Origin of the sequence: Domibacillus indicus (assembly GCF_000970685.1) — a bacterium.
Classification (GTDB): Bacteria; Bacillota; Bacilli; order Bacillales; family Domibacillaceae; genus Domibacillus; species Domibacillus indicus.
The window spans coordinates 47,106-55,287 of sequence record NZ_LAJB01000019.1 but is presented as its reverse complement, the minus strand read 5'-3'; the positions used below and the strand labels follow the sequence as shown (position 1 = coordinate 55,287).

The window sequence follows — 8,182 nt, the reverse complement described above, 5'->3', positions numbered from 1 at the left end:
GCTGGGAAGCGGAGTGACCTATTGGGGTCATGAGCATTCACAGCCGGCAAGTGACGCCGAAAGCGGGCGTTTGTCAACAGCCTGAATCCGCCCTTTTACAGGGCGGATTTTATTTGTTTTACATAGAAGTAGCGTACGATAAAAAAGTAGGCGACTTGAATGATCGTAAAGATAAGAAGCACATAAGCACACTCGATAAAAAACGGCTGAAAAAACATACTCGCCAGGGCTGTCAACGCCACGATTCCGTGGATCAGGGCCACAACAATCGGTGAGAAAAATAAAAGAGCAATCTGCCGATTCAATACTTTTTTCAGCTCCTGTTCCGTTAAACCCATCCTTGCAATGGCCCGGAATTTTTCTTTATCATCATCTAAATCGCTGTACAGCCTGAAATAAAGAATACTGCCGGAGGAAATAAAGAATACCATTCCGATAAAGAGCCCGACAAATAATGTCGGCCCATAGCCGGCATTTAATTGATACAAAACAAAATCCGATGCAAAAAAGTACGGCTGCTCTCCATTTTGCAGCTCTTCAGAAAGCACTTCTCCTGCGTCAATTAGCTTTTTGGCAGAATCCCCGCTCATCCAGGCATAAAATGACTCCGATTGAACCGGCTTTCCAAGCTGCTCAAATACCGAATCCGGTACAACCAGGCCTCTGGCTGCCGGCATAGCCTGCGTTTTGATAACCTGGTTTGGCTTCAGGCTGCCGCCTGATAAAAGGGGAATGCGGGTGTCCAGCAGTTCCTCGCCTGATTTATAGGCTTCAAACGTCTCGTTCGAATACTCAATAGCAGCAGCGCCATTGGCGGCAACAACCGCCGGCTTTTCACCGGCCAATTCGGCAAACCGGTTAAAATCCGAAATTTTTATGATCAGCAAAGGGCCTTCCTGCCCTTTAATATTGAAATAGGATAAAACCATATGTTCACGCCGGGCTTCTATCTCTTTATCTGCCAATACTTCATTTATTTTATTTACATCCTGTTTTTCCGCTTCTGTATTTCCTTCAGAAATTGTATAGGTTAACGAATAAGCATTTTCTTCTGAAACGGCTGTATTTAAAAGCGATTTAAAGCCGTATAATGTGCCTATTGCACTGAAGGCTACTGTCGAGACAATCGCGACCATAAAAAACGTCCGGGCGTTATCCTTCATGCGAAACGATAAGTCAGAAAACAGCAGCATATTTGTTTTTTTCCAAAAAACCGCCGGCTTTTCTTTTAAACGGCGAATGATATAGACACTCAACTGTGTAAATAAAAAGTAAGTGCCTGCTACTACGACAATGACGACTGGAACCAGTGCATAGGCAACATACATTCCTTCAACGAGAAGAGCTGCCGTGTAGCCGCCGCCGATCAAAAGTACAACAAGCAAGGACAGCCATTTTGATGCTTTCGGTTCTCCTTTTGACTGCTTTTTACTTTTTATTAAATCAATTAACTTCCCGCTTCGCAGAAGGACAGCTGTAAAAAATGAAATAAACAAAAACAGCAGAGCAAAAGCCGCAAATGTCAGGATCATCGCTTTTACCGGCATGTAAAAATTCAGCTCTGTTCCAATAAGCAGTACATTTTCTGCGATGAGCAGAATAAGCTTGGCAAAAACGAGTCCCAGTCCAATACCGCCAATTGTGGCGAAAAAGCCGATCAGCAGATTTTCCAGAAATACCATTAAGCGAAGCTGCACAGGCGACATTCCCTGCATGATCAGCAGGCCGAATTCGTTTTTTCGTGTTTTTAAAAAAGCACCCATCGAGTACAGTACATAAAAAAAGGCAAAGAAAAAGATAATTCCTTCTGCTGTCATCAATGCAATCGAAACAGATTGAACAAAGGCTCCTTCTCCAAGCGCCGGATGAAAAGCAAAAACAGCAAATGTGAAAAACACCATGACCGAAAACAAGCTGCTTAAAAAATAGGCGGCATACAGACGCTTGTTCCGCAGAACATTTTTAAACGCGAACTGACGAAAGGTCATGTGCGTCGCCTCCCAGCAGTGAAAGTGTATCAATGATTTTCTGGAAAAATGCCTGCCGGTTATCACCGCGGTGGATTTCAGTGTACAGTTTTCCATCACGGATAAAGATAACCTTCTGGCAATAGCTTGCCGCCTGCGGATCATGGGTAACCAGCATCATTGTCGTTTTCTGCTCACGGTTGATTGCTTCAAGCATTTCCATCACAGCCCTGGAGGATTTTGAATCCAGGTTTCCCGTCGGCTCGTCAGCAAGCAGCAGGCCTGGAGAATGAATCATCGCTCTCGCCACCGCCGCCCTCTGTGCCTGGCCGCCGGAAATTTCATATGTTCGCTTGCTCATAATTTCTTTAATGCCGAGCTGCTCCGCTACGGCAGCAGCTTTACTTTTCATTTCGCTTACCTTTTCCCCATCAAGTGTCAGCGGGAGAACGATATTTTCTTCTACTGTCAGCGTGTGAAGCAAATTAAAGTCCTGAAACACAAAGCCAAGCTCCCTGCGGCGGAATTTCGCCAGCTCATTTCTTTTTAATTGATGAGGATTTTTTCCTCTCAGCAAAACTTCACCCGTTGTCGGCTCATCAATAGTCGCAATCATATTTAACAGGGTGGTTTTTCCGCTTCCAGACGGTCCCATAATGCCGACAAACTCACCTTCTTCAATGGTTAAATCAATATCGGAAAGTGCCCGGTATGATACTTTTCCTTCATAAACTTTGCTTACGTTTTTTACATTCAGCATACACTGATCTCCCTTCAACATTGTTTGTAAGATCAGTGTACGTTCTTTATATCTTTCAAGCCATCGGTTTTTCTTTCACCAGTCTTACAATTATGTAAGGTTTCTCCATGAGGTAAAGAAAATCCGCACAGTAGTTCCTTTGCCCTGCTCCGAATCGATTTCAATACGGTGGTCAAGCCGGTGTGCCGCCTCCTTCACAATATAAAGCCCCATGCCGGTTGACTCCCGGAAATAGCGGCCGTTTTCCCCGGTGAAAAATGGATCAAATACCCGCTGAATATCTGTTTTCGGAATACCGGCTCCAAAATCTTTCACTTCAATTACGGCTTCTTTCGCACAGGCAAATAAAGAAATGTGAAGTTCCTTGCTTTTTCCCGCTGAATATTTCACTGCATTTTGTACAAGCTGCTGCAGCATAAAAAACAGCCACTTTTCATCTGATGCAGCTGTTATCTTCTGACTGATGCTGACTTTAGGATAAACGCTGCTGCGAATAAACAGCCGCTTGCTTTCTGTAATGACTGCTTCAATAACAGCGGAGAGCTGAATCGTTTTTATATGAAAATCCTGTTCAAATGTCCGGAGCCTTGCCATATACAAAACCGTATTCAGTCCGGCCCTCATCCTTTCTGTTTCTTCCCGAATGCTGGATGACTCCGGCTCATCCAGCTGCTGAGCGGTTAATTCGATAACCGACAGCGGTGTTTTCATCTGATGCACCCATTGATTCATAAAGGTAAGATGATCGTTTTGCTGGCGCTCCATTGCTTTTAATTCATTTTCATAATGACGGTACTGGGACTTGAGCAGTTCACGAAGTGCTTCTGGTAAAGGAGCCGTTTCCGCTTTTTGCAGCGAATCCTCCATGGATTCGATCGGACGGCTCAGCCTGTTGTAAAATGTCCGCCGTGTTCCGTAATAGTAAGCAAGATAGGCAGCCAGAAAAAAAAGACCTAAAAAACAGCCATACAGTGCCGGCTTGAGACGGTGATAGCCATCAAGCCAGTAAACACCCAGAATGAAGCTAAACTGAATGAGCTGAACAGCAATCAACAGCCTGTGCTCGCGAAAAAACAGCTTCATTTCTCTTCCCCTTCCGGTATATGAAGCCGGTAGCCGGCACCTCTGACCGTTTCGACTGCATCTTTGGCCCCAAGCTCTTGAAGTTTTTTGCGAACCCGGGCCATATTCACATTTAATGTGTTTTCATCCACATACGCCTGGTCATCCCATAGTTTTTCAAGAAGAGCTTCCCGGCTCGCCACACGCGGATGGCGCTCTATTAATAAATCAATAATCGCCGCTTCTTTGTTTGTCAGCATTGTCATTTTTCCGTTAAGTTGAAGTTCCATACGCTCTGGATAAAGCTTCATGCCGCCCGCTTCCACTACACGCTCTTCCGTCTTTGACGCATATTCTCCATATGCCCGGCGCAGATGGCTTCGTATTTTCGCCATGACCACTTCATAATAAAAAGGCTTTGTTATATAATCATCGCCGCCATTTTCAAGTGCCATTACCTGATCCATTTCTCCATCCCGTGCGGAAATAAACAAAACAGGGCAAATCGAATCTTTGCGGATTTGCCGGCACCAATAAAAGCCGTCAAAGCTTGGTAAATTAATATCAAGCAACACAAGATCCGGCTGATATGTATGAAAATCATTCAGCACATGATCAAAGTCGCTGACTACATGCACCCGGCAGCCGTACTTCTCAATATACGTTTTTAGAAGGACGGCAATTTTCGAATCATCTTCTACAATCATAATCTTTTGCATTTCCATCACCCCCATATCATTATGGCAGAAAAAGGGGTTTTTTCGAAGCATTGTTTTAGCACAGTGCTTGCGAGGTGAATACACAAAAAGAGCAGGCTAAATTGAGCCTGCTCTTTTTGCTAATTTACTTCTACTGACATATGAAAATCATGGAACACCTGAGCCATTTCGCGTTTAGCCTGCTCCTCATCCGGCCCGTGAATTTCAAGCTTGAAAGCTTTTGATGTAAGAATAGAATGTGTTAATCCTAAAATACTTTTTACATCGATGCTGCGATGGTCTGTTTTCAACACAATACTTGATTGAAACTGCTGAGCGGTTTTATTCAATTCGACGACAAAATGCGCAAATGTAGGTCCTAGCTCCATCTTTATCCCCCTTATCCTTCTTCATTAATGATGACCGAACGGCCGCGCATTTTCATTAAAAGCGGAATACTGATCCAAAGGGCACCGATGACTAAGAAAATCAGTGAAACCGGACTTGTGATAAAAATGGAAAAGTCCCCATTGGAAGCTGTAAGAGCCCGGCGCATATTGTTTTCAATCATTGGCCCAAGCACAAGCGCTAAAACAAGCGGTGCAACCGGATAATCATTTTTGGATAGGAAGTAGCCAAGCAGGCCGCAAATAAGCAGCAACGCCAGGTCAAATGTATTAAACTGAACAGCATATACACCAAAAATTGAAATCGCTATAATAATCGGCAGCAAATATTTAGCCGGAGTTTCAATTACTTTCGCAAACACTTTTACAAGCGGCATATTCAGCGCAAGAAGCATGACATTCCCAATGAACATACTGGCAATGAGCCCCCATGCCACTTCCGGGTTGTCTTCAAATAAAAGCGGACCCGGCTGTACGTTATACATAATGAGGGCACCCATTAAAATTGCAGTGGTGCCGGACCCGGGAATCCCCATTGTTAATAGCGGGATCATGGCACCGCCTGATGCGCCGTTATTGGCGGACTCCGGTGCCGCTACTCCTGCAATGGCCCCACGGCCGAACTTTTCAGGCTGTTTGCTTAGTTTCTTTTCCGCAATGTAGGAAAAGAATGAAGCAAGCGTAGCTCCCGCACCTGGGAGCACGCCGATGAAGAAGCCGAGCAGCGATCCACGGACAATTGGTGCCGTGCTCTCCTTCATATCCTGCCTGGTCGGCAAAATGCGCCCGACCTTGGCAATGCTGCCGTCTTCTTTGTCCCTGTCTAAAATAGTCCGAAACACTTCGCCAAGAGCAAATAATCCAACTGCCACTGTAAGAAATTCAAGGCCGGAATACAAATACGCATTGTCGTACGTAAAGCGGGAAACACCCGAAATGCTATCCATACCGATTGTAGCCAAAAGCAGGCCGGCAACTGTCATAATCAGCGCTTTTGTGATGGAGCCTCCTGCCAGCCCGCTTACTGCACACAAACCGAGCAGCATCAATGAAAAATATTCAGCAGGACCGAATGAAAGAGCCAGCTCCGACAACGGCCTGGCAAGCAATGTTAAGCCAAGAAGCGATACAATTCCTGCTACAAACGATCCGATCGCCGAGATTGATAACGCGGCTCCTGCACGGCCCTGCCTCGCCATTTGGTATCCATCGAGCGCTGTCACGACTGATGATGATTCACCAGGCGTGTTTAATAAGATAGAGGTCGTCGATCCGCCGTACATGGCGCCATAATACACCCCGGCCAACAAAATAATTGAACTGGCCGCTGCACTTTGCGGATCAAGTCCAGATGTTAATGTAGCTGTAATCGGAATAAGAAGCGCTACTCCGCTCATCGGTCCGATACCAGGCAGCACGCCGACTGCTGTTCCAATTAAAACTCCAAAAAAAGCAAACAATAAATTGTGCCACTGCATGGCAACGCCAAACCCATTCATTAAAAACTGCACTGCCTCCATACGGAGCACCTCCTTAAATTAAATCGGAAAACCAGGGAGCGATCCCTGCAAGACATTGACGAATACATAATAAATACCGAATGAAAACGCGAATGCAATTAAAATCGTTTTTACCCAGCCGCCTTTTTCCAAAACCTGAAAGCCGATAACTAAAAAGAGAAAGGTGGTGATCACGTAGCCAAGCGGCTCAAGCAATGCTACATAGAGAACAGCCGCTGCAAAAATAATCAAAAACCGCTTGTAATCAGGCTTCGCACCCTTTCCAGTTTCGCTCTTCATTTTTATTGTTTCAATAAATAGCTTGATACTTAATAAGATGAGCAGCACTCCTAGCCCAATCGGGAAAATATCCGGCCCCACATTGCTTCCATAGGAACTGGCTCCAATTTTCCGGCTTTCTACAACGAAAAAAATGCCAATAACCAAAAAAATTATGCTTGCATAACGATCAAACGTTTTGTTCATTTTCCCCACCCCGCTTTAATAAAAATTTTTAATGTAACCGCTTTCTTAAATTAACAGCAAATGCAAAAGGATAGAAGTTTTTTCACATAACTTCAATAACGTTCATATTTTTTACAGGAATACAATTGATCATGAAAAATATGAAACTAATGTTTTTTAATAATCTTTATAAGATGAATGCAAATAAACTGTTCTCAGCATAGCCACGATGGTAAGATCCCGTTATGAAAGCGTTAACATTTTTTCCGAAAGGGGCAGTAAGATGAAAACATCATTAAATGTAAGAAAGTGGGGCAGCTTCCTCACGGCTGGCGCACTAGCACTGAGTTTGGCGGCATGCGGCCAGTCAACATCTTCTTCAACCGGAGGGAGCAGCGAAGAAAATGCTGCTTATCCTGAAAAGCCGATTGTGATTAATGCACCATCAGGAGCAGGCGGAGGTCTTGATACAACCGCCCGGGCACTAACGAAGGTATTAAGCGATACGGGCTTAACAGAACAAACCATGACAGTTGAAAACAAGCCAGGCGGCGGACAAGCGGTCGGTCTTGCAGACTTTATAAGCCAGGACCCTGAAGATCCGTATCGTCTCTTCCTTCCTTCCGTGCCGCTTCTTATTAATAATTTGAAAAAAGAAGGAAACAGCCCGCATTCCTATAAAGACGTAACACCGATCGCTCAATTAACGAAAGATTATGGCGCAATCGTTGTACCGGCGGATTCAAAGTACAAAGATTTAGAATCCCTATTTAAAGACTTAAAAGCAAACCCTGAAAGTTTAACGCTGGCAGGCGGCTCAGCGCCAGGCTCGCAGGATCATTTAGTCGCCATGCTTCCGGCAGTAAAAGCGGGCGTTGATGCGGCTAAGATTAAATACTTATCTTACGATGGCGGCGGCGAAGCGATGACAGCTCTTATTGGCGGCAACGCTGATGTACTCGCAACGGATATTTCCGGCACTGGCGAATATTTAAAAGCAGGAAAAATTCGTGTTCTCGGCGTATCTTCTCCTGAGAGACTAAAAGGCACATATGAAGATATTCCAACTTATAAGGAATCAGGAATTGATGCAGAGTTCACGATTTGGCGCGGCTTGTTCGGCCCAAAGGAAATGCCTGATTATGCAGTGGATTATTGGAATAAAACACTTGCAGAAATGGTCAAAACTCCTGAATGGCAGGAAGTTCTTCAAACAAATGGATGGGAAGATGGCTATAAAAATTCTGAAGAATTTACAGCTTTCCTAGAAGAGCAGGAAGTATTAGTACAGGAAATTCTGGAATCTCTCAACATGCAGAAATAA

At 44.6% G+C, this 8,182-nt stretch carries 8 protein-coding genes; 1 reads left to right on the top strand and 7 read right to left on the bottom strand.

Annotated features, from left to right (window positions below; translation table 11 throughout):
* Positions 1-95: 95 nt before the first annotated feature.
* The 7 genes from VP98_RS16345 to VP98_RS16315 all read right to left on the bottom strand — a co-directional run bounded on the left by VP98_RS16345 (position 96) and on the right by VP98_RS16315 (position 6,879).
* Positions 96-1,988, bottom strand: a complete 1,893-nt coding sequence (locus VP98_RS16345; protein WP_046176453.1) for an FtsX-like permease family protein — start codon at positions 1,986-1,988, stop codon at positions 96-98.
* Entirely contained in the window at positions 1,963-2,727 is a 765-nt protein-coding gene (locus tag VP98_RS16340) for an ABC transporter ATP-binding protein (RefSeq protein WP_046176452.1), read from the bottom strand. Before VP98_RS16340 ends, VP98_RS16345 begins: the two co-directional genes overlap by 26 nt.
* A 90-nt stretch (positions 2,728-2,817) precedes the next feature.
* Positions 2,818-3,810 (bottom strand): sensor histidine kinase, encoded by a 993-nt coding sequence (locus VP98_RS16335; RefSeq protein ID WP_046176451.1) that lies wholly within the window; start codon positions 3,808-3,810, stop codon positions 2,818-2,820.
* Entirely contained in the window at positions 3,807-4,508 is a 702-nt protein-coding gene (locus VP98_RS16330) for a response regulator transcription factor (protein ID WP_046176450.1), read from the bottom strand. Before VP98_RS16330 ends, VP98_RS16335 begins: the two co-directional genes overlap by 4 nt.
* 119 nt (positions 4,509-4,627) lie before the next feature.
* Entirely contained in the window at positions 4,628-4,876 is a 249-nt protein-coding gene (locus VP98_RS16325; RefSeq protein ID WP_046176449.1) for an HPr family phosphocarrier protein, read from the bottom strand.
* 11 nt (positions 4,877-4,887) lie between these two features.
* Entirely contained in the window at positions 4,888-6,414 is a 1,527-nt protein-coding gene (locus tag VP98_RS16320; RefSeq protein WP_046176448.1) for a tripartite tricarboxylate transporter permease, read from the bottom strand.
* 18 nt (positions 6,415-6,432) lie between these two features.
* The gene (locus VP98_RS16315; RefSeq protein ID WP_046176447.1) at positions 6,433-6,879 is read right to left on the bottom strand and encodes a tripartite tricarboxylate transporter TctB family protein; all 447 of its coding nucleotides are present in this window, start codon (positions 6,877-6,879) and stop codon (positions 6,433-6,435) included.
* 262 nt (positions 6,880-7,141) lie between these two features.
* Here VP98_RS16315 and VP98_RS16310 point away from each other — a divergent pair, with 262 nt between their 5' ends.
* A complete protein-coding gene (locus VP98_RS16310) occupies positions 7,142-8,182 on the top strand; it encodes a tripartite tricarboxylate transporter substrate binding protein (RefSeq protein WP_046176446.1) in 1,041 nt (346 codons plus the stop codon).